Below are 19,871 nucleotides of genomic sequence, written 5' to 3' on the forward strand. Positions count from 1 at the left end.
GCTTTTTCTATTCCCGAAATAGCCCGCAGACAAAGTCATTTCCACGCTCTGCAAAGAAAGAAGATGCATCATTAATCCCCATCTTCTGACTGTCACCAGTCGTCGGATTGTAGAGTGTTACATTGTACTGATCGTAGCCAGATATAAGCAGATAACCGCCCTGACCTGTATAGGCTGCCACTGGACAACCCCTACCTACAAAATACAGAACCTGGTTTAAATTGCTGCCTCTGGCATCAATCATAAGAACGCCTTCTCTTACGGTTCTATCCCCGTTAAAATCTTCTAGATTGCGTACAAATGTGGCACCGTTTTTCATAGGGTCTTTCATATTCCGAATAGGAGGACGATTGACACGGTTCCATAAAATCTCCTGATTCTGATCCGTCACAACTCCCATTCTGTCATAGGCTAGCTCCAGTGCATCTGTAAAATCACGTCTGCTTCCAATAAGATGGCCGCCACTGTAGGCATAATAACGGTTTTCTTGTGTCTTTTGATTGCCCTTTAACTCCACTACCTCCGTGGTCTCATAGGCAACCTTTTTGGGCACCGTGATCCTTACATCTTTGCTTTCTGCTTCTTTTCCAAGCTGGATAAAGTAAACCTTTTTCCGGTCCTGTGAAGCGACGGAACCAATTCCTTCCATATCCGCATTGGTAATCTCCTGATTGCAGACAATGGTATCCCTTTTGGAAGGAACATAAGACTGCTCTCCAGACTTCACCACCTGAGTCAGATGGATTCTGCTATCATCGACTGATACATCAGAAATATAGACATTTTCCTGTTCATATTCTTTTAGGATCTTTCCACTCTGATCCACAATTTCGATTCGGTGCATGGGCGCATCTATGATTCTGCCGTTTTGGATCCATTTATCCCCATCTTCGGCTATTCCGTAGATAAAATCATCTCCAACGAATCCAAGAGGACGGTACCTATCCTTTTGCCCACCTGTAATCTCTCTTTTTATTCCAGTATCAAGGTTCATAAGATGGATCACTCCGGCTCCGTAGATATCGCTTCCCTCCTGCCATGCCAAATGGCGTTCCGTACCACTGACTGCATATCCCCCTTCCAATAAGGAGTCTGCAAGAACCATATATTCGTTGCTGTTTAAGTCAATACCATACACGGACCGGTCTGCCATTAGATAAAGCATTCCATTGCTCCCGATATGAGCAAGCTGTTCCATATCTTCTTTTAGCATCTCAAAGGACAAGGTGACCGGAGTAAAAAATTGTTCTTCAATGGCATTGTTTTGACTACTATACTGATACATGGCAATTCCCATGCTTCCTTCATGGATTCCACGGTTCATATAACCGTAAACCAGAAAATTCACATCTCCATTGTCACTGATAGAAAGAACCTTGATGTCATGTTGGTTATAGCCGCTTCTAAGATTGTCATCCTCTTTGCTTCGGAAGGAAAATACTTTGACTCCATGTTTTCCCTTTTGGTCAAAGGTCCAAAGGTCCCGGTTCACCACATAGGAAAGAATATTTCCAGAAGGACTTTTTGCCGTTCTTACTTCATCTGGATCAACAATTCCAAGAAGAATCCGCTTCCCGGAAAACAGGTCTCTTTGTCCAGAAAAGACCTGACTGGTATCCCGGTTAAAATCCATAAGATAGATTCTTCTGCTGTCCCATTTCATGGTGAAATTATCTTCAACTTCGTAAAGCTCTTTTGAATCGCCTTCCCCTCTGGACACCATATATTTCAACTGAACGCTACACATGATTCCATTTAGATCCTTAAGGGTCGCCTGAATCTCTCCAACTGGTGTGACCGAAAGGCCTCCCCAGGTGAGCTGGGAAAAGCTAGATCGTATGGAAACATGGCTTAGAGAGGTATTGTCCTCGGTATTATTGCTTTCTAAATAGGTAGTGAGGTCTTTTGCCTGATCGTAATTAAATGTCTTGGTGGTGAAGTCCACAGCAAAATCAATCATATCCTTTGCATTGCTGTTGTCCGTCCACATGATCCTTGTATAATATTGGAGCGTTCCATTGTTTGATGTGTCCAAACTAAGGACAAGAAGGTATTCCTTATCCTTTGACAAAAGGTTTTGGATGGGAAGGGAAGCTAAGACACCGTTGTCCTCCTGATTCCATTTATCCACGGTTGTCCGCTCCACCAGCCGCTGCATATCAAGGCTGCGGACCTCATAGCTGATGCCTTTTATGCCACCACTGTAATCTGAGATCTGAATGCCTAAAGACCGGTCAGCAGGAAGAAGTGTCAGCGCTTCTCTGGAAACGGTTTGTTTCATGTCCTGGTTATATCCGTGAAGCAGATTCATCTTTTTGCCATATATATCGGTATAAACAACGGGTAGAGATGATTCATCCATGGAGGTATAAACCATGGCATCTTTTCTTTCCGTGGTATTTTGATTCCATATAAAATAAGCTGCGGTGGCTGCAAGAAAAACCGCAGATAATATTGCAATTTTTTTAATCGTTCGATTCATAGTAGGACTTCCTTTGATTTTACATTTTATCTTATTATTGTATACAATTATAGACAAAACTACAATGAAAACTTTCTTAAACATTCGTTAATCCACTGGCTTATCCGGGGTTTATAAGTAGTTTTATGGAAAGATTCTTGCTAAAGTTATGTAAATCACTGGAGGTGTTTTACTGAAAGCGAAAGCTAGTTTGGACACATTAGTTTAAAAGATGGTTTATTTACTATAGGAAACAAAACAAATCGGTGTCAGGATTTGGGTCCTGGCACCGATTTGTATTATCTTTAAAGGCATTATTTCATTTGTTCTGGGTAGATCTCTGATGCAAGCCTTTCTACGCCGTCTAAAATCTGGTAACTGTAGCCCCAGAAATGACTGAAATCAATGATATAAATCTGACGGTTTTTAACGGCAGTGAGAGATTGAAGTGAGGGCATGTTGTAAATGGACTCAATCGACTCCTCCGGACTAGGACCACCGGCATAACGGGAAATAAGCAAAATGTCAGGGTTGGTTGAAATAAGTTGTTCTAATGTAATTTCACCTGATGCATCCTTAAATGCGTTATCCAATTTTATAAGGTTCAATGCATCGTTTTGGAAGGTGTCAGAGGTTCCTGCATAGGCAGTGACTGTTCCATCGCTATAAGAAACGGAGGAAAAGGTAAGGGTTTTCTCCGTGCCAGACAGCTTTTTAGTCAACTGATCGATTCTTGTATGCAGACCGTCTGCAAAGGTGGTAGCATTATCCTGAACATTAAATATTTTGCCAATCTCCTCAATATCTTGAAACAAAGCGTCAAGGGTGGCTCCCCGTTTACAGGTATTAAAGATATAGGTATGAACACCCAATGAATTTAATTCATCAACCGTTCCCACGCCCCATTCTGAATTTGCAAACAAATCACCTCGACCCATGACCAAATCAGGATTTGCTCCAAGTGTTATTTCTTTTCCAACATATTCTTGATTGAGTACGGGGATTTTTGCAAATTCTTTTGCTATATCTTCTTCCGTTTCTCCGTAAAGAGCAGCAACACCCACCATGGAATCCGTAAGTCCCAGGCGAATTAATAATTCTGCCGTGGACTGGTTGTTGGCAACCACACGAGAAGGTGCCGCCTGAAATACCTGTTCTTTTGCTGTCCAAACGCCATCATTAATACTATAATTAGATACCGTTAAAGGATAGGCTGCTGAATCATTTATCTGCTCTTTGGCAGGTTCATTTTTTGTATTGCCTGAGGGAGATTTGGTAGCGCATCCAGTCACCCCTGCGACCATAAGTGCAAGCAAAGAAACGCCTACAATCTGTTTTTTCCAAGTAACGTTCAAATGTATTTCTCCTTTTTATGGGTTATTAGTTAGTTTTGACTAACCAGTAAAATATACAAGGAATGAGCCGTTTTGTCAACCCGTTCTCTCAATTTTTATCTCGGCTATGAGATAGTCATTTATATTGACAGCAGATTTATGGTATGTTATATTGAACTTTAGTTAGACTAAGCTAACTGGCGAAAAACAGAATGAGAATTACTAAGGAGTCATTATTATGAAGACACAAAGTCACATAACAACAGGGTATCATAAAAAAGGGAGAGGACAACACAGGACATTTGTACTGTTGATCCTCTTCCTAATTGTTTTTATAGTATTTTCCATTGGCTGTTCAGTTTCAATCGGGCAAGTTTCCATCTCTCTTAGTGATACCTTTCGTATCTTACTTTACAAGGGCTCCGGTATGAGAATTGGTTCATTGGAAGGGATTTCCCAAGCGTCCTTTGCTGATATTATCTGGCATATCCGTATGCCCAGGGCTTTAATGTCCATGCTTATTGGCGCTGGACTTTCACTTTGCGGTGTGGTAATACAGGCTTCCGTACAAAATCCTCTGGCAGACCCTTATATCTTGGGTATTTCCTCTGGCGGTGCATTAGGCGCTACGTTTGCCATTATGTTAGGGTTTAGTATCCCTGGAGTACTTGGGCAGATGGGAGTGGCTGTATGGGCTTTTGCAGGAGCTTTTGGAGCTGCACTTTTAGTGTTGACCATTGCTGGTGTGAAGGGTAAGGTAACCTCCGTGAAGCTTGTACTTGCAGGCATGGTGATCAATGCATTGTGCAATTCCTTTTCTAATTTTATTGTATATTTTGCAAACAATTCAGAAAGCATTAAAACAGTAACTTTCTGGACTATGGGAAGCATTGCTTCTGCAACTTGGGATAAACTTCCTTTGGTAGCAGTTAGTATCGGAGCTGCTTCTATATTCTTTTTAACTCAGTCCAGGGTTCTAAACACCATGTTACTGGGGAGTGAAGCTGCTGTCACACTTGGTATATCCTTAAATCGAAATCTTCGTATTTTTATGCTGATTTCTGCGTTAGTCACTGGAATTATTGTTGCCAGTTGCGGTACCATCGGTTTTGTTGGGCTCATTATTCCACACATTATTAGAGGGGTAATGGGGTCTGACCATAAAAAACTAGTTCCTATTTCTATTTTGTTTGGTTCTGTTTTTCTTATCTGGGCTGATATTTTAGCACGTACTTTGATTCACCAAAGTGAGCTGCCGATTGGTATCATTACATCCATGATTGGTGCTCCTATGTTCATGTACATGCTTATGAAAAAGGGGTATGGTTTTGGAGGGAGATAACAAGATGGAACTTAGAGCAGAGAATATGATTGTTACATTGGCCAATACGGATATTGTTAATGATATTTCGATTAGAGTAAAGAATAATCAGTTTGTTGGATTAATAGGACCAAACGGCTGTGGAAAGTCTACGCTTCTTAAGAGCATTTACAAGGTCATTAAGTCTAGAGAGGGAAGCATTCATCTGGGCGATTTGGATGTCTTAAATTCAGAACCTCGGTCAGTCTCCCGTATCATGGGCGTGGTTGGCCAGTTTAATGATCTTAGCTTTGACTTTACCGTAGAAGAGATGGTTTTAATGGGCCGGACTCCCCATAAGAAATTTATGGAAAGGGATACGGAGGAGGATCATAAGATTGTTACGTCTGCACTAGAACAGGTTAGTTTAAACGGATATGAGGATCGAAGTTATCTTACCCTGTCAGGTGGCGAAAAGCAGCGTGTTATTTTGGCACGTGCCATCGCACAGCAGCCTTCCTTTCTGGTCATGGATGAACCCACCAATCATCTGGATATTAAATATCAGTTGCAGATCCTATCCATTGTCAAGCAAATGAATATCGGCACACTAGCCGCTCTCCATGATTTGGAGCTTGCTGCAGAATACTGTGATTATCTTTATGTCATGAAACAAGGAAAGTTAGTTTCACAGGGAACTCCAAAAGAGCTGCTAACCAGTCAGCTAATTGGTGAGGTTTATGATGTGTCCTGCGAGATTTATACAAATCCTGTTACAGGGGGATTGGGCATTGCATATCTGCCGTTATTATAATAGAAAGAGCGTGTTTCAACACTAACATTGATAGTTAGGATGAAACACGCCTCTTTTATTATCTACAACGTCCTGAAGCGCATCTTCTGCGATGCATCTCATTTAAAAGCAGTACGGAAACCACATCGGTTAACCACGGGTTATTCTTTCCAGGTCTTGGTCCAGGTGGTCCCCAAGGTGGGCCCCATGGTGGATTTGGCCCAGGATTTGGTCCCCATGGATTTTTGCACGGTGGCCCCCATGGATTTCCACACGGTGGATTTGGTCCGGGAGACGGTCCCCAAGGCGGACCCCATGGACGGTTTGGTCCAGGTGGCGGTCCCCACGGTGGCCCCCAGGGACGGTTTGGTCCAGGTGGTGGCCCCCAAGGTGGGCCCCAGGGACGATTTGGTCCGGGTGGTCCCCAAGAATTGGAGTTTTGTTTGGAAAGCAGCTCACGCTCATTCGCTTCCTCCCCCCACTCCTCAATCTCTACGGAAGAATTACCAGGATCAAAGGCTTCACTGCCAGCTTCCGGCAGTTGTCCCTCTGGTAAAATACCATCCGTAAGAATTTGACTGCAGATGGAATCACAAATTTGGTGAATCAGTATGCGGTCTGGAAATTCATCATAAATGGGACTGTTCTTATAATCCAGATGATCACATGCAGAAACCACATATTCCTGCAGGCGTTTGATATGTCCTGGGTACAACCCCTGTAAGTATTCCAAATCCTGAACGATAAAATCCTTATTCTCTACGGGGCTTTTGACAAGGCTCTTGTCGTCAGAAAACATATATGGCTCCATTTGGTCCATATCATTACCATAAGTATAATCCGAGTCATTCGGCACGGCTGTTCTCACTCCCTGCTATAATCTTATACAACACCATATTATGAAACATTTGATACAATGGTGTGTTGATTTACAAAAAAAGGGCGCTTTTCTGATCATTTCACAATCCTCAGAAAAACACCCTTTTTATTTATTTGCCCAGTTCAAACAATGGAGTTTTATAAACACCGTCCGTAATCAAGGTTTTTATGGACGCTGCAACCGCCTCTTTATCTTCTTTGTAGGTCACTCCAAACCATTTGTCTTTTGTCTCAAGAACTTGGACCTTTGCCTCATTGTTTTGCACGAGCTTATCAATGATTTTAGGAAGCAGATATTCAGATTTTATATCTCCTTTTTCAATTCCCTGAAGAAATACAGGAAATCCCCTCTCCAGCTCCTCTAAAAATTCTGGAGACAGCCCCCACATATTCATAGATACATTCTGGGTAAGAGGTACGAGAACGGATTCTCCTCCTTCTCTTTTTCCTTCGGCTTCTATCCCACTTCTTCTTAGCTCATAGGTTTCAATGACTTCCTTTAATATGCCGCCTTCATCCACCTGACAAATTCCACGAGTCACTCCGCCGTTCTCGCTTAAGGTATTGCCAAGGACAAATCCTGCCATGCAAATATCATAAGGAAGAGCTTTACAATCCATGTGGTTTACAAGATAATCGTGAATTTTTACAAAGCCTTCTTTTCCGTAGTAATCGTCTGCGTTGATTACTGCAAAAGGTTCATTGATTACCTCTTTTGCACACAGGATGGCCTGACCGGTGCCCCATGGCTTTGTTCGATCTTCCGGCTTTATAAAACCCTTAGGAAGATCATTGACATCTTGATACGCATAAGAAACAGGTGCGACCTTCTCTATTCTCTTACCAATCACTTCTTTAAAATCCTGTTCAATATCCTTACGAATGATAAACACAATCTTGTTAAATCCAGCTTCCAGTGCATCGTGAATGGAATAATCCATGATAATCTCACCACTTGGACCTACCGGTTCTAGCTGCTTAATTCCACCCCCGAACCGGCTTCCAATACCAGCAGCCATAATAACCAATGACGTCTTTTTCATGTATACCTTCTCCCTGTTCTGTTTTATCTGCCTTATAGTATACCATAAATCACTATTTTCATCTATATTATATGGCTTTTTATCCAGATTATGGAGAATTACTTCTTTCTATTTATCATACGGTGAATCACCGGCTGTAAAAAAGCCCCAGCTTTCACTCCAAAAATCCCCACTACCAAAGCGATAGGATCAAACAAGTCTGAATACCGCTTAATCACCACTAAAAGAACCGCGAACATAATCATATATCTAGTCATTGAGCTTGTTACACTAAATACAGCTGTAAACTTCTTACTTTGGGTTTTTAAACAAAGTTTAAGAACGGCTGCCATGGACAAAAACATTGCTAACGACATAACCATGCCTAAAATAAGACCTGCAAAAACAGCCGGACGAGGGGAGATAAAAAGTGCCAAAACCATGGCAACTCCTGTAAAAATCCCAATTCCTGCAACAATTTCAAGAGTCAGCGCCTTGTCCTCTTTTATCATATAAAACCTCTTCTTTCTATTACGTTATCTATGGGGTCGAATGGATGTATTTTTATTTCATGCAACTGATATTATACCGGGTTCGATCTGGTTTGTCCATGGGAACAAGATTCCCAGATAAAAGATGAAATAGGAAAAGGGGCCTGTCGTTCTCCTATTACCGGAGAACGACAGACCCCACAAAAGGCTTTAATTAAACCTCTTTTATTCCTGGAAGAATTGTTTCTACTTCTGCGTGTGGACGTGGAATTACATGTACAGAAACAAGTTCACCTACGCGCTGAGCTGCTGCAGCACCTGCATCAGTAGCTGCCTTAACAGCACCAACATCGCCTCTTACCATAATAGTAACAAGTCCGCCGCCTACAAATTCTTTACCAATTAATGTAACGTTTGCTGCCTTAACCATAGCGTCTGCTGCTTCGATGGATCCGATTAAACCTTTAGTTTCGATCATTCCTAATGCATCATATTTCATATTATTAATCCTCCTGATTATATATATAAATTTTTATTGGTTCACTTATTTAACAATGGTAACGGTTGAAGATCCGCCAAGGCCCATGGCATTGGCTTCTTCTGTGTCTAAATGGATTTCCAAACTGGAAGTATCTGTTACACGAATGGCTACGTGATCAAAAATGCCTCCGCGGATTCCTTCTGTCTTAATGCTTACTTCCTGACCATCGTGAACGCCAAATTTCAGCGCATCTGATGGATTCAAGTGAATATGTCTCTGGGCGATGATTAAGCCCTCTTTTGTCTCGATAGAACCTTTTGGTCCAACCAGTGTGATTCCTGGTGTGCCGGCTAAATCACCGGACATCTTTGGCTGAGCCTTTTTACCAAGCTTAAAGATATCGGCTGCTAAAATCTCCACCTGAGTTTGCTTTCTGACTGGTCCTAAGATACGAACCTTCTCAATGGCTCCCTTAGGGCCACAGATGGTCACTGTCTCCTTACAGGCATACTGTCCTGGCTGAGATAACTCCTTCATATTGGTAAGCTCATATCCCTTACCAAAAAGAGCATCTAAATCTTCCTGGGACAGATGTATGTGACGATTGGAAACACCTACTGGTATTTTGGAATCATCTTTTGTAGAATCTGTTTTCACAGCTTCCATTAAAAGTTGAATCACTGCTTCGTATTTATCCATAATACTTTCCTTTCCCAGTTGTGATTACTGACCCTTCATAGCCAGCACGATCTCTTTTACAAGAGCTGCTAACTTTTCATTGTCATCACAACCACTCTGACAAGATGCTGCCGGAGTTGTTTCCTTCTTATCAAAGGAAGATACAAAATCTGCTGGGCTGCTAGATGTCTTTGTGTTTCCATTCTTCCACATAAAAGTATTATCATCTTCTACAATGGTAGAACAATCTTTTAAACCATAAGCAACTGTCTTGATGTTGATTAAGTGCTTTGGACTTACATTCTCAGAAACAGAACTTCCACCACAGGTTCCGCAGCCTAAGGTGAAGGCAATTGGAAGACCTGTACTGATTCCTGTTCCACCCTGGCTTCCGCCTGTGTTAACAAGGATTCTGGAAGCTGGCTTCGCAGCAAACTTAATAACCTTATCACGGTCCTGAGTATGAATGCTCATGGTATGTCCGATACCGTTTTGTAACAGACGGATGCTAAGTCCGCAAGCTTCTTCCCAATCTTTAACGGTATAGAAGCCAAGTACGGTAGTCAGTTTTTCATAGGATAACGGATATCCTTCTCCTACGCCTTCCTGCTTACCGATTAAAACTCTGGTTCCTTCTGGAATCTGGATTCCTGCAGCTGCAGCGATTACCTGAGGAGAACGTCCTACAAATTTTGCATTCATGTTATGTCCGTTTTTAAATAACAGGTTGCAAACCTTGTCTGTCTCTTCTTTTGTCATAAAGTAGCCGCCCTGGCTCTTTAACTCGGATACTACTTCTGCATGGTTGCTTTCCTCACAGATGATAGACTGCTCAGAAGCACAAATTGTACCATAGTCAAAGGTCTTGCTTGCCATAATCGTTCTTACTGCATGCTTTACATCTGCTGTCTTTTCGATGTATGCTGGAGAGTTTCCTGCGCCAACGCCGATGGCTGGCTTTCCTGCACTGTAAGCCGCTTTCACCATTCCAGGGCCGCCGGTAGCGATGATAATAGAAACTTCCTTACACTTCATCAGTTCATTGGTAGAACCCATAGAAGGCATTGTCACACAGCTAATGATTCCTTCTGGAGCGCCTGCTGCGATCGCTGCATTACGCATCACTTCGGTTGCTTTTAAAGTACATTTTGCAGCAGATGGATGTGGGGAAAATACAATTGCATTTCCTGACTTAATTGCGATCATGGATTTGAAAAATACAGTTGAAGTAGGGTTTGTGGAAGGAACAATACCCATGATAAGACCTACTGGCTCAGCAACCTCAATGGTTCTTGTTACAGTATCCTCAGAAAGAATGCCGGTTGTCTTCATACCCTTGATCTGATCGTAAAGGAGAGTGGATGCTGCGTGGTTTTTATACGCCTTATCCATTGCTACACCAAATCCAGTTTCTTCTGCTGCCATTTCGCCAAGACAAAGAGCATGCTCTTCTCCTGCTTTTGCCATACTTCTTAAGATAGCATCGATCTGCTCATCTGTATATTTTGCGATTGCTTTTGAAGCTGCTTCTCCGCATCTTGCTAAATCCCTTGCTTCTTGAATGGAACGTAAATCATAATCAAAATTTTCCATGTTCTGATTCTCCTCTTCTAAAAATCTTAATCATTTTGTCCATAATATTTCCCGAATTCTTCCAGCAGCAGGGTTTTATTTGCCTTTGATATCTCTCGTCCAGCTATGCTGAATTCATGATATTCGCGGGCAAGCGTCCTAAGCTCTGTTACCTTCATATCTTCAAGTATCTTCATGGTCTCGTGAAGACCATCCTGTTTCATCCAAACATCAACGGTCTCTTTTTTAATGGTACCCACCGTCTCTGTATCACAGGAAGGTTCTTCTTCTGTCAATACTACCACTGGTTGTGCCTGGATTTCTAGCTCCTGTGCCGGTACTGGCACTGGTTCATCATCAGGTTCTGTTCCACCGCCAATGACTACCACAAGCTCCTCATGAGGTCTTGGGATCACATGGCGTGTGATCAGTGCGGTGGCGTCTAATCTCTCTACCGCTGCTGCCCCTGCATCTACCGCTGCTTTTACTGCTGCCACATCACCAGTTACTGTTACAGAGATAAGACCTCCGCCGACCGTAGTCTTTTCTACCAGAGATACATCTGCTGCCTTTAACATGGCATCGGCGGCTTCAATCGCAACCAACAGACCTTTTGTTTCTATAAAGCCAAGTGCCTGCATCGTCTACCTCCTTAAACCAGATCTGCCCAGTTTGCCGGATACGTCGAGTAGAATACTCTCGCTTTATCCGGGGAACCCCAGATCACCTTAGATCCTGATGGTACGTAAAGGACATCTCCTGCCTTTGCCGTATAAGTCTTTCCGTCAATTGTCACTGTAAGAGTTCCTTCAATGACATAATCGATCTCTTCGTATGTTAACTCCCATTCAAATTCAGAATGGTCGATTACGAGAAAACCTGCGCTCATCTTGGATTCTTCTTTGCTTACCAATTCCTGATAGTAAGCTTTTACATTAGGATCCCCTGTGTCAAATACGTCCATTTTCACGGAGCTTCCACGTACTACTTTAAGGCCATTTCCATGGTTTTCTGACTCATATGGCTTTAAAATGTCATTTAACATTCCTTTTTCCATCAGTGCCTTTAGTACCATATAAATTTTATCACTGTCAATATCCATACCTGCAAGTGCTGGCTGGATCTGTGGTTTTTCCTCTGCCTTGTCACAGAAGGTAATACCAAAAGCATCTGCTGCATCCTTTGCGGATGGAGTGATAATGCTTCCGCATTCCATGTAACAAACCTTTTTGCCTTCTTTATGGAGCATCTCTACATCTTTTGCACAAATCAACTGCTTCATATGATCACTTCCCTTCTATATAAATTGGCAATCTTCATCAATGATTCCAATTACCACTGCATCGATAGGAATCTCATCGCTTCCAAGCATTCGTCTGGCAGAAGAGCCAGTAGAAACGATCACACGATCGCCGATGCCTGCACTGATGATATCGGCTACGATCATCCGCTCGCCTTCCCTGGTACCACCGATAATCTCAGCAAGCATGAATTTATAACCGTTTAAGGTGTCGGCTTTTCTGGTTGCCCAAATGTTGTCGATCAGTCTTGCTGCTACCATTCCATGGTACCTCTCTTCTCTCTTATTTTTATCTCTTCCAGCGCTGCCTCTACCGATGCCGTATCTCCAAATATCGCCAGCATAATCATGTTCTGTGGGCAGCTTCCCCTGATATCTTCTACCGTTACGCCAACAGCTTTTTCCGCTACATCGGCGGCGCAGACCATCTCTATGATTCGCCCCTGAATGAGCCCAACTGCATCCACCGGCCCGATGGGGGTTGAGGCGCCGGAGCCTTTTCTGCGGTTTAAAATATCAATGGTTCCTTTTGACGGTGATTTAATGATCCGGTATTCCATACGTCCACTTCCTTTTTATGCCATTTCCTCCTGTGTACAGGAGAATGCGATTCCAAGAGGAGTTACAAACATTGGGTTATCAGGTTTTCTTGTCTTGATTCCCGTCTGTTTTTCTATGATTCCTTCGATTCCAATCAGACAGCAAGTTCCACCTACCAGGTAGATCTCTTCTACGTCATGACCTTCGATGTGATGTTTTATAATAGATGCTACCTTTTCAACTACCGGTTTTAAGACCGGAAGCAGCTCCTTGTGGTGTTTTTCCTCTCGCTTATAAACGTCTGCGTCCTGAAAGTTCATATTATACGCTCCGGATATCACCAGAGAGAAATGGGTTCCGCCAGTGGGTTCATCTGCAACATATACCACTTTTCCATCCTTTAAGATAGAAATACCTGTGGTTCCGCCGCCGATATCCACGACTGCTCCATTTTCAATTTTTAATACTGCATTTGCTGCCGTAGGCTCATCAAGAAGGGCAGTAATTTCAAATCCCGCACCCTGCACCACATTCTTTATAGCACCTCCGTCGAGAGCGTCCGTTCCTGGGGGAATTGCTGCTGCTGCATAAATCAGCTCTGTATTAAGCTTTTCCTCAAGTTCTGCCTTAAGCTCTCTAACGATTCGGATCGCACCGATATAATCGACAACCATACCGTCACGGACTACATCTGCATACCGGTAAGCACCTGCCACTGGCTTATAATTTTCATCAAGCACAGCTAGTACCACACACGCGGTTCCCAAATCGACTCCCGTATAGTATACAGAGGAGCTTCCTGATACAGGATGCTTTACGACTGCTTCAAACTGGCTTACCAGCTCATTGCAGCTATCAAAATTAATTACTTTCTTTGACATGCTTTTCCTCCGTATTCCAAACAGATGAGTTGAGATAAACGGTTAATCACCGGGTTAAAACGATTGTCTCCTGCTTCTGCCGCCAGCTCTCTTACACTACAGCGCAAACGGTGAAGCAACACAATTTCTTTTCCTTTTTCTGACTGGGCGTGAAAGCCGGAAATATCAAAGCAATCATCAAAGGGTTCTTTTATATTATCTTTATGAAAGCCGGTACAAACCTGAATGGTAATGTCCTCTTCGTTACTTTCTTTCCCCACGTCCGAAAGCTTCCGTTCAAGGTCAAATACTTGCTGTGCTAAAAGTACGTCCCGTTCCATGAGTAAAAGTCCTGTTTCTAAGAACTGAGCCTGAAGCGTTTTCTTCTTAAGCTCAAGCAGTCCACTTATTGTAACCTGCTTATTGGCCTCAGGTTCTTTTGTCTCTACCTTTTTCTCTTCTGGTTTAAAAGTTTTTCTTTTTATGGACATTGGATCGTCACAAAAGGAAATTTTCTTATCCACCAAATACTGTCTTGCTCCGGGCGTAAGTCTTGTTCCTCCTAACAAATCATAAGAGGTAAAGGGTTCTCTACGAAACAAAATTCTTAAATCATCTTCTGTGATGAATTTCATTAAAATCCCCCCTTACACAATTTGCGATAGATATTTGCAATATCTTCTGCTGTCGGAACTCTTGGGTTCGTTAATGTGCAGTTATCATGAAGAGCCTTCTCTGCCATTTCTTCTACAGCCTGTAAAAATTCATCACGATCTACGTTTAAATCCGTGATCTGCTGCGGAATCTTAATCTTAGTCATAAGGTTCTTTATATGACGCACCAGGCCGTGTACCGTGGCTTTATCTGTTCCAGCTGCGAATCCAAGCATATTGGCAATCGCCATATAGCGGTTGCAGGCATCGTATTCTCCGGCTTCTTCTAAGCCTGCGTTATAACTGATGATATGAGGAAGTAAAATTGCATTGCTTCTTCCGTGAGGAATATGGAATTTTGCTCCAAGGGCATGAGCCATACTATGGCAAAGTCCTAATCCTGCACCGTTAAAGGCAACACCTGCCAGACAGGATGCATTGTGCATATGGGTTCTAGCTTCTATATCGTTTCCATTTTCTACGGTTGTGGCAAGATAGTTCCAAACTAGCTTCACTGCTTTTTCTGCAAATGCATCTGTAAAATCACCAGCACTGGTTGAAACATAAGCTTCTAGTGCATGTGTCAGTACATCCATTCCGGTATCTGCCGTAATATGAGGCGGAACCGATACAGTAAAGCGTGGATCTAAAAATGCCACATCAGGCATCATGCTGTCAGAACGCAGCGGGTATTTTGCCTGAGCCTGAGGATCTGAGATAACAGAAAAATTCGTCACTTCACTGCCAGTACCGCTGGTGGTTGGAACTGCGACCAGATAAAGCTTTGCATTGCACATCTGTGTATAGATGTGGCTTGCCGCTTTTGCTGTATCGATGGCAGATCCGCCGCCAAGTGCGATGATGGCATCTGGTCCAAAGCTTTGCATATTACCGATTGCCTTAGAAACTACTTCAATGGTAGGATCTGGTACTACTTCAGAAAACACTTCAAAGCTGCTTCCCTTTTCGGTTAACAGGTCTGTAATCATGCTTACCTTTCCGGACTGAGCCATAAAAGGATCACAGATGATATAAGCCTTGTTGATTGGAAGCTCCTTTATCCTATCAAGACAAGAAGATCCCATATAAACCTTTGTGTTCATTACAAATTGCTCCACGTTACATTTCCCTCCTTTCACTAAATTTGTCCTGCTTTCTGGACATTCAGGTATACCCTTGGGTATTTCATGTTATTTGATTGCTTCCACTAAATCACTAAGACCAGTCTGGTCCCCAAGATTTATATGGTGGTAAGGTTCTGTAACTCCTGTTTTTTTCAACTGACGGATACACCAGCCATCATTTTCAGGCTTTTCTCCGCTTCTAGTAATGACTCCGATTACCGGAACCCGGAACGCTTTTGCAAATCCAGGCGGGTAGCTTTCCCGGCATGAAGACTGGTCTACCAGCATCAGTACATGAGATGCGTCCTGGGCCGCTGCAATAATATGCTTGTGCATCCAGGGACTTTCTAAGTAGACTCCAGGAACATCCAGGGTTCTTTTCCCATATACCATGTTTTGGGTCCGCCTCGCCGGCTCATCAATGTCATTAAAAACATTAGCCAACGAAGTTTTCCCACTGCCGCCTGCACCAATGATCATGATTCTCTTCTTTCTCATGTCTTAGTAACAGGTGGAACCGTGTAGCCAAGTACGCGATTTAAAGTTTCGCATACGGCAGTTAAAGCAGTTTCCACACTATCCACGTCGCCTGCAATGATGACAGATCCGGTAAACCGGTCTAAAAATCCAATTTCCACGTCCGCTGCTTTTGCTGCAATATCCGCTGCAATAATGGACGTTTCATATGGAGATAAGGTCAAAATTCCGATGGCGCCAAGTGCATCAATGCCCAGACACTCATATACCTCCCCGATGGGGGATGCAATGACATGGGCAATGGTTACCTGTTTTCCTGGAACCGATTCCTCTATGACACGCTGCATCTCTACCACGACGTTTTCCCCTTTCCTAGTGCTTCACCACAGTAACCGGAAATTGATATTCTTTCATCCATCCTTCGATCCGGTCTAGATCCTCTGCATTTAAGCTTGGATCGCCGTCAATGGGATACTTCATATCAAGCTGATTGTATTTGTTCACACCCAGCTTATGATATGGCAGTAAATCAACTCCCTTAAAATTCTTATCGTCACGGAACGGCATCAAAAATTTGATAACCGCATCAATCTCTTCTCTGCTATCGTTAATTCCCTTTAACATAGGCATACGTACCTTTACGTTATAGCGACGGTGTAAAAGTTCCTTTATATTGGTTAAAATCAGCTCATTGCTTACTCCTACCAACTCGTTGTGTTTCACGGGATCCATATGCTTTATGTCAAAGAGAAATAAATCTACGTATTCTGCAATCTTTAATATCGTTTCCGTTTTTGTATAACCGCAGGTTTCAATCGCTGTATTGATTCCTTCCCGCTTACAGGCCATTAAAAGGTTTAAGGCTGCTTCTGGCTGAGCGGTTACTTCGCCGCCGCCAAGGGTTACCCCTCCGCCAGAAATGTCATAAAACGCTACATCCTCCTCCACGATCTTTAACAGTTCTGAAATGGTTTTCACCTCTCCAGCAATGTTAAGCGCTGCATTTGGACATACCTTTACGCATTTCATACAGCCGATGCAGTCCTTTTCCCGCACTATTTCATGCTTACCGGTCTCGTTAAGTATCACATGGATTCCCACAGGACATACGTCAACGCATGCCCCGCAGTCTACACAGGAATTTCTTTTATACATCACCTGGAATTTCCGTTCCAGCCCTTCCGGGTTGGCACACCATTTACACCGGAGCGGACAGCCTTTAAAGAATACCATAGTTCTGATACCCGGCCCGTCATACATATTGTACTTCTGGACATTAAAGATTAGCGCCTTACGTTCAATCTCTCCTGTATTTCCATGGTCCATAGTGATTAATCTCCGTTTCCTTTTAGAAATGTGTGAGCATGGTTCTGCTGATGATCTCATCCTGTACGTCTTTGCAAAGCTCAACGAAGAATGCACTGTATCCAGCTACACGTACGATTAAGTCACGGTAGAGTTCTGGATGCTTTTGAGCCTCAATTAAAGTGTTGTTATCCAGATAGTTGAACTGCATCTCACCGTTACCAAACATACAAGCGGTACGAAGAAGTCCGATTAAGCTCTCTTCTCCTTCTGGTGTATCAAGAAGTCCTGCCATGATCTTAAAGTTGTGTACCATACCAATGTTCATGCTGTCATTTGACATCTTAGATACGGATTTGATGATAGCGGTTGGTCCCTTAAAGTCAGCACCCTGAGTTGGGCTGATACCGTCTGAAAGAGGAAGCCATGCATGACGTCCGTTGGCAGTAGCACCAGTCAACTGTCCAAATGGAGTGTTGTTTGAAATGGATAAGGTTCCGTGGCTTAACACAGAGTATAATGTTTTATATTTTCTGTGCTCATGCTCGGTAAAGTCAACCAGATCAGCTGCAATTAAATCTGCATAATCGTCGTCATTTCCGTATTTTGGAGCATTGAGGCAATCGGTACGAACCTGCTCGTATCCTACGAAGTCAGCCTTTAATGCTGTGTTTAACTGCTCAAGTGTGTATTTCTTTTCATCGAATACCAGCTTTTTAATTGCTGCCATGGAATCTGCATAAGTTGCAAGACCAGACCAAACAACACCAGGTCCAAAATTGTACATTGCGCCACCAGCAGATACATCTAAAGCTTTTTCCATACATCCTTCATACATGATGGACATTAATGGCTTTGGAGCTAATTCTCTATGAATACGCTGAGAAATTACAGTTGCAACAGAAGACCATTTTGTGATGTATTTAATCTCTTCTCTTACTGCTGTTTCAAATTCCTCATAAGTCTTAAAGCTATTTAAGTCACCCATATCCGGGCAAACCTGTTTGCCATACCATAATGGAACACCCTTGTTTAAAACAAGCTCGATACAGATTGGCCATTGAGTATAAGCGGTAGAGGTCCACTGATATAAACGTCCAGACTTCTGAGGCTCAACACAGCCCATCAGACAGTAGTCACGTGCATCTTCAATGCTAACGCCCTTAGCAAGCATCATCTTGATGTGTGCATCGTCAAAGTGACAAGCTGGGAAGCCCATACCAGAACGAACAACATCTACGATTTTCTTTAAGTACCTTTTTGGGGACTTATTATGGATACGACAAGCTAATGATGGCTGATAAATTTTTACAAGACGTACGGCATCCATTAAAAGGTAAGTTAAATCATTGGTTGCATCCTGTCCGCTACGGGTTACACCACCAACGCACATATTTACGAATGGCTGATATCCTGCGAAGAACTTAGAACCGCCCTCGCTGGTGATCCACATCATCTCAGACATCTTAATTAACATACAGCCAGAAAGCTCGAAAGCCTGGAAATCATTCATACGGCCGGACTGGATATCGTCTTTGTAATATTCATACATGTACTGATCCACACGTCCGATGGACATACCAGTCTGATTCTCTTCTACTACAAGAAGGGATTCAATGGTCCAAACTGACTGGATTGCTTCCCAGTAAGTTCTTGGCTTGTGAGCAGGTACATAAGCATTTACTTCAGCAATTTTATAAAGATCAGCCTTACGCTTTGGATTTGTTTCTTTATCTGCAAGTTCTTTTGCATAGTCAGAAAGTCTCTTCGCGTAAATCATAACGCCTTCTGTGGTATCGATGATGGACTTATAGAAGTAGATCTTTTCGATATCACCAGGATTTTGATAATCAAGTTCTTTTAAATGATCCTTCGCTTCCTGCTGAATATCCAGCATACCCTTCTTCATTAAGATTACGTCGTAACCAGGGTTTGAATCGCCGCCACCATTGATTGCGTGGTAAGAACAGTCAGATACAAAGGATTCACCGGATAATTCCCAAACACCAGCTTCACGGTACTGGTCTTCACAGTACTCATCAACAGATTTGCCTTCCCAGTATGGGAACAGTTCTTCTTTCATGATCTTCTTATCTTCATCAGAGATGTAGAATGGATCCTGAGCACGTGATCCGATGGTGTCGATCTCATCTAACATCCATCTCCAAGCAATATCAGGAGAGAATGCGCCTGCACGAGGAGCGCCGTTAGGAGCACCTACGATAAGTTCGTTATCCTGGATTACAAGAGGAGCTGTTTCGCAGCAATAACGGAAGCACTTCGCGCGAAGCATGATCTTTGGCATACCAGGGTTCTCTTTTGCAATCTTAGTGATTGCACGAGCGCGGTGTGTTGTAATGGTAGGTCTATGTGTTAAGTAGTTATCTTTTAATTTCTGAAGTCTAGTAGTGATGCTATCAGGTATCTCTGTACCCTCCTCAGCTCCTACAAAGTCATTCTTAGGAGCGGACTCCTTTTTATTTATTTCATCAGAAACACTTTCGAACATCTTCATCAGGGAAGATCTCTCTTCCGGAGACATGCTTTTAGTCGCTTCTACAAATTTATTAGAAAATTCACGAATATCCAATACGATTTCCC

Annotated in this window: 21 protein-coding genes; 2 read left to right on the forward strand and 19 right to left on the reverse strand. The window is 42.8% G+C overall.

What is annotated here, in order from left to right; all coding sequences use genetic code 11:
• Nucleotides 1–7 precede the first annotated feature (7 nt).
• Both BET01_RS01810 and BET01_RS01815 read right to left on the reverse strand, forming a co-directional pair.
• A complete protein-coding gene (locus tag BET01_RS01810) occupies nucleotides 8–2,482 on the reverse strand; it encodes a hypothetical protein (RefSeq protein WP_120195039.1) in 2,475 nt (824 codons plus the stop codon).
• A gap of 293 nt (nucleotides 2,483–2,775) precedes the next feature.
• Complete coding sequence (locus BET01_RS01815) at nucleotides 2,776–3,816, reverse strand: ABC transporter substrate-binding protein (protein WP_207667548.1); 1,041 nt, start codon at nucleotides 3,814–3,816, stop codon at nucleotides 2,776–2,778.
• A gap of 217 nt (nucleotides 3,817–4,033) precedes the next feature.
• Between BET01_RS01815 and BET01_RS01820 the strand changes: the two genes are divergently transcribed.
• Together BET01_RS01820 and BET01_RS01825 are read left to right on the forward strand one after the other, a co-directional pair.
• A complete protein-coding gene (locus BET01_RS01820) occupies nucleotides 4,034–5,137 on the forward strand; it encodes a FecCD family ABC transporter permease (protein ID WP_120195040.1) in 1,104 nt (367 codons plus the stop codon).
• Between the two features lie 4 nt (nucleotides 5,138–5,141).
• On the forward strand, nucleotides 5,142–5,909 hold the full coding sequence (locus BET01_RS01825; RefSeq protein ID WP_120195041.1) for an ABC transporter ATP-binding protein: 768 nt from the start codon (nucleotides 5,142–5,144) through the stop codon (nucleotides 5,907–5,909).
• Nucleotides 5,910–5,967: 58 nt separating this feature from the next.
• On the opposite strand, the gene BET01_RS21685 is transcribed toward BET01_RS01825, so the two are convergent.
• The 17 genes from BET01_RS21685 to cutC all read right to left on the reverse strand — a co-directional run bounded on the left by BET01_RS21685 (nucleotide 5,968) and on the right by cutC (nucleotide 19,860).
• Entirely contained in the window at nucleotides 5,968–6,744 is a 777-nt protein-coding gene (locus BET01_RS21685) for a hypothetical protein (RefSeq protein ID WP_120195042.1), read from the reverse strand.
• 133 nt (nucleotides 6,745–6,877) lie between these two features.
• Complete coding sequence (locus BET01_RS01835) at nucleotides 6,878–7,810, reverse strand: sugar phosphate nucleotidyltransferase (protein ID WP_120195043.1); 933 nt, start codon at nucleotides 7,808–7,810, stop codon at nucleotides 6,878–6,880.
• Nucleotides 7,811–7,908: 98 nt separating this feature from the next.
• Nucleotides 7,909–8,301, reverse strand: coding sequence for an ATP synthase subunit I (locus BET01_RS01840; protein ID WP_120195044.1), 393 nt, complete (start codon nucleotides 8,299–8,301; stop codon nucleotides 7,909–7,911).
• 193 nt (nucleotides 8,302–8,494) lie between these two features.
• Entirely contained in the window at nucleotides 8,495–8,779 is a 285-nt protein-coding gene (gene eutM / locus BET01_RS01845; protein WP_120195045.1) for an ethanolamine utilization microcompartment protein EutM, read from the reverse strand.
• A 45-nt stretch (nucleotides 8,780–8,824) separates the two neighbouring features.
• The gene (locus tag BET01_RS01850; protein ID WP_120195046.1) at nucleotides 8,825–9,460 is read right to left on the reverse strand and encodes a phosphate propanoyltransferase; all 636 of its coding nucleotides are present in this window, start codon (nucleotides 9,458–9,460) and stop codon (nucleotides 8,825–8,827) included.
• Between the two features lie 24 nt (nucleotides 9,461–9,484).
• Entirely contained in the window at nucleotides 9,485–11,032 is a 1,548-nt protein-coding gene (locus BET01_RS01855; protein WP_120195047.1) for an acetaldehyde dehydrogenase (acetylating), read from the reverse strand.
• 26 nt (nucleotides 11,033–11,058) lie between these two features.
• On the reverse strand, nucleotides 11,059–11,652 hold the full coding sequence (locus tag BET01_RS01860) for a BMC domain-containing protein (RefSeq protein WP_120195048.1): 594 nt from the start codon (nucleotides 11,650–11,652) through the stop codon (nucleotides 11,059–11,061).
• A gap of 11 nt (nucleotides 11,653–11,663) precedes the next feature.
• Complete coding sequence (locus tag BET01_RS01865; RefSeq protein ID WP_120195049.1) at nucleotides 11,664–12,293, reverse strand: cupin domain-containing protein; 630 nt, start codon at nucleotides 12,291–12,293, stop codon at nucleotides 11,664–11,666.
• Between the two features lie 15 nt (nucleotides 12,294–12,308).
• Nucleotides 12,309–12,572, reverse strand: a complete 264-nt coding sequence (locus BET01_RS01870; protein ID WP_120195050.1) for a EutN/CcmL family microcompartment protein — start codon at nucleotides 12,570–12,572, stop codon at nucleotides 12,309–12,311.
• Nucleotides 12,566–12,871 carry a BMC domain-containing protein gene (locus tag BET01_RS01875; protein ID WP_120195051.1) on the reverse strand — a complete coding sequence of 102 codons (306 nt, stop codon included), beginning with the start codon at nucleotides 12,869–12,871 and terminating at the stop codon, nucleotides 12,566–12,568. The genes BET01_RS01870 and BET01_RS01875 overlap by 7 nt, the downstream gene beginning before the upstream one ends.
• 15 nt (nucleotides 12,872–12,886) lie before the next feature.
• Entirely contained in the window at nucleotides 12,887–13,732 is an 846-nt protein-coding gene (gene eutJ, locus BET01_RS01880) for an ethanolamine utilization protein EutJ (protein ID WP_120195052.1), read from the reverse strand.
• A complete protein-coding gene (locus tag BET01_RS01885; protein WP_120195053.1) occupies nucleotides 13,717–14,346 on the reverse strand; it encodes a hypothetical protein in 630 nt (209 codons plus the stop codon). Before BET01_RS01885 ends, eutJ begins: the two co-directional genes overlap by 16 nt.
• The gene (locus BET01_RS01890; protein ID WP_166428712.1) at nucleotides 14,346–15,482 is read right to left on the reverse strand and encodes a 1-propanol dehydrogenase PduQ; all 1,137 of its coding nucleotides are present in this window, start codon (nucleotides 15,480–15,482) and stop codon (nucleotides 14,346–14,348) included. Before BET01_RS01890 ends, BET01_RS01885 begins: the two co-directional genes overlap by 1 nt.
• A 72-nt stretch (nucleotides 15,483–15,554) precedes the next feature.
• Entirely contained in the window at nucleotides 15,555–15,968 is a 414-nt protein-coding gene (locus tag BET01_RS01895; protein WP_330512335.1) for a EutP/PduV family microcompartment system protein, read from the reverse strand.
• Between the two features lie 14 nt (nucleotides 15,969–15,982).
• Nucleotides 15,983–16,312 (reverse strand): BMC domain-containing protein, encoded by a 330-nt coding sequence (locus BET01_RS01900; RefSeq protein ID WP_120195332.1) that lies wholly within the window; start codon nucleotides 16,310–16,312, stop codon nucleotides 15,983–15,985.
• Between the two features lie 25 nt (nucleotides 16,313–16,337).
• On the reverse strand, nucleotides 16,338–17,291 hold the full coding sequence (gene cutD / locus BET01_RS01905) for a choline TMA-lyase-activating enzyme (RefSeq protein WP_120195055.1): 954 nt from the start codon (nucleotides 17,289–17,291) through the stop codon (nucleotides 16,338–16,340).
• A 22-nt stretch (nucleotides 17,292–17,313) separates the two neighbouring features.
• Nucleotides 17,314–19,860 (reverse strand): choline trimethylamine-lyase, encoded by a 2,547-nt coding sequence (cutC, locus tag BET01_RS01910; RefSeq protein WP_120195056.1) that lies wholly within the window; start codon nucleotides 19,858–19,860, stop codon nucleotides 17,314–17,316.
• Nucleotides 19,861–19,871 lie beyond the last annotated feature (11 nt).

This window comes from Lacrimispora algidixylanolytica, from assembly GCF_003609635.1.
Taxonomy (GTDB): domain Bacteria; phylum Bacillota; class Clostridia; order Lachnospirales; family Lachnospiraceae; genus Lacrimispora; species Lacrimispora algidixylanolytica.

What these genes read in the sequence shown, in the direction of transcription:
- BET01_RS01810 (WP_120195039.1), bottom strand. Translation starts at nt 2,482, where the DNA reads ATGAATCGAACGATTAAAAAAATTGCAATATTATCTGCGGTTTTTCTT.
- BET01_RS01820 (WP_120195040.1), top strand. Translation starts at nt 4,034, where the DNA reads ATGAAGACACAAAGTCACATAACAACAGGGTATCATAAAAAAGGGAGA.
- BET01_RS01825 (WP_120195041.1), top strand. Translation starts at nt 5,142, where the DNA reads ATGGAACTTAGAGCAGAGAATATGATTGTTACATTGGCCAATACGGAT.
- BET01_RS01835 (WP_120195043.1), bottom strand. Translation starts at nt 7,810, where the DNA reads ATGAAAAAGACGTCATTGGTTATTATGGCTGCTGGTATTGGAAGCCGG.
- BET01_RS01840 (WP_120195044.1), bottom strand. Translation starts at nt 8,301, where the DNA reads ATGATAAAAGAGGACAAGGCGCTGACTCTTGAAATTGTTGCAGGAATT.
- eutM (WP_120195045.1), bottom strand. Translation starts at nt 8,779, where the DNA reads ATGAAATATGATGCATTAGGAATGATCGAAACTAAAGGTTTAATCGGA.
- BET01_RS01850 (WP_120195046.1), bottom strand. Translation starts at nt 9,460, where the DNA reads ATGGATAAATACGAAGCAGTGATTCAACTTTTAATGGAAGCTGTGAAA.
- BET01_RS01855 (WP_120195047.1), bottom strand. Translation starts at nt 11,032, where the DNA reads ATGGAAAATTTTGATTATGATTTACGTTCCATTCAAGAAGCAAGGGAT.
- BET01_RS01860 (WP_120195048.1), bottom strand. Translation starts at nt 11,652, where the DNA reads ATGCAGGCACTTGGCTTTATAGAAACAAAAGGTCTGTTGGTTGCGATT.
- BET01_RS01865 (WP_120195049.1), bottom strand. Translation starts at nt 12,293, where the DNA reads ATGAAGCAGTTGATTTGTGCAAAAGATGTAGAGATGCTCCATAAAGAA.
- BET01_RS01870 (WP_120195050.1), bottom strand. Translation starts at nt 12,572, where the DNA reads ATGGTAGCAGCAAGACTGATCGACAACATTTGGGCAACCAGAAAAGCC.
- BET01_RS01875 (WP_120195051.1), bottom strand. Translation starts at nt 12,871, where the DNA reads ATGGAATACCGGATCATTAAATCACCGTCAAAAGGAACCATTGATATT.
- eutJ (WP_120195052.1), bottom strand. Translation starts at nt 13,732, where the DNA reads ATGTCAAAGAAAGTAATTAATTTTGATAGCTGCAATGAGCTGGTAAGC.
- BET01_RS01885 (WP_120195053.1), bottom strand. Translation starts at nt 14,346, where the DNA reads ATGAAATTCATCACAGAAGATGATTTAAGAATTTTGTTTCGTAGAGAA.
- BET01_RS01895 (WP_330512335.1), bottom strand. Translation starts at nt 15,968, where the DNA reads ATGATCATTGGTGCAGGCGGCAGTGGGAAAACTTCGTTGGCTAATGTT.
- BET01_RS01900 (WP_120195332.1), bottom strand. Translation starts at nt 16,312, where the DNA reads ATGCAGCGTGTCATAGAGGAATCGGTTCCAGGAAAACAGGTAACCATT.
- cutD (WP_120195055.1), bottom strand. Translation starts at nt 17,291, where the DNA reads ATGGACCATGGAAATACAGGAGAGATTGAACGTAAGGCGCTAATCTTT.